This window comes from Mesorhizobium sp. M7A.F.Ca.CA.002.15.2.1 (assembly GCF_003998715.1).
GTDB classification, from domain to species: Bacteria; Pseudomonadota; Alphaproteobacteria; order Rhizobiales; family Rhizobiaceae; genus Mesorhizobium; species Mesorhizobium ciceri.
The window spans coordinates 1-611 of record NZ_RZPI01001212.1 but is presented as its reverse complement, the minus strand read 5'-3'; the positions used below and the strand labels follow the sequence as shown (position 1 = coordinate 611).

Sequence of the window (611 nt, the reverse complement as noted above, 5' to 3'; positions counted from 1 at the left end):
GTGCTGAAGAAGGTGCGTGACACGCTGGTCGCGGCCAAGCCGAACTGGATCGCCATGGAATACAACACCATCGAGAAGATGGGCGCCGGCGACTTCAAGGCAACCAGCGACTGGAACGGCTCGGCGCTGCGCCAGCGGCTGGCCAATCCGGCCATCCACTACAATTATCCAAAGGAAGGTTACGGCCTGTGGAGCGATAACGTGGTCGTTCTGAAGGAAGCCAAGAACGTCGACAATGCCAAGCTGTTCCAGAACTTCATCATGGATCCGGAAAACGCGGCGGGCCTGTCGGCCTTCCACCGCTATGCCAACGCCATCACCGGCTCGGACAAATACATGCCGGCCGACATGAAAGATGCGCCGGAAGTCGTCATTCCGGCCGCAGCGAAGCCACAGGGCGAATTCCAGAAGATGTGCGCGCCTGAAATCCAGGACATCTACACCAAGATCTGGACCGAACTGCAGAAGTAATCGCTGCATGACGGACCCGGCGGCACATGTCGCCGGGTCTTTCTTTTCCGGGAATGGCCTTTCATGGACTCCTATCGCAACAGCGATCCGCGGCCGCCGATCATGCAGGGCTCGCCGCCCGCCATGGTGCCGCCGAAGCT

The 611-nt window shown here is 59.9% G+C and carries 1 protein-coding gene; it reads left to right on the top strand.

The window, feature by feature from the left end; all coding sequences use genetic code 11:
* On the top strand, positions 1 to 471 hold a 471-nt coding region (locus ENZ74_RS33705), incomplete at its 5' end, for an extracellular solute-binding protein (protein ID WP_127313379.1).
* Between the last annotated feature and the right edge of the window lie 140 nt (positions 472 to 611).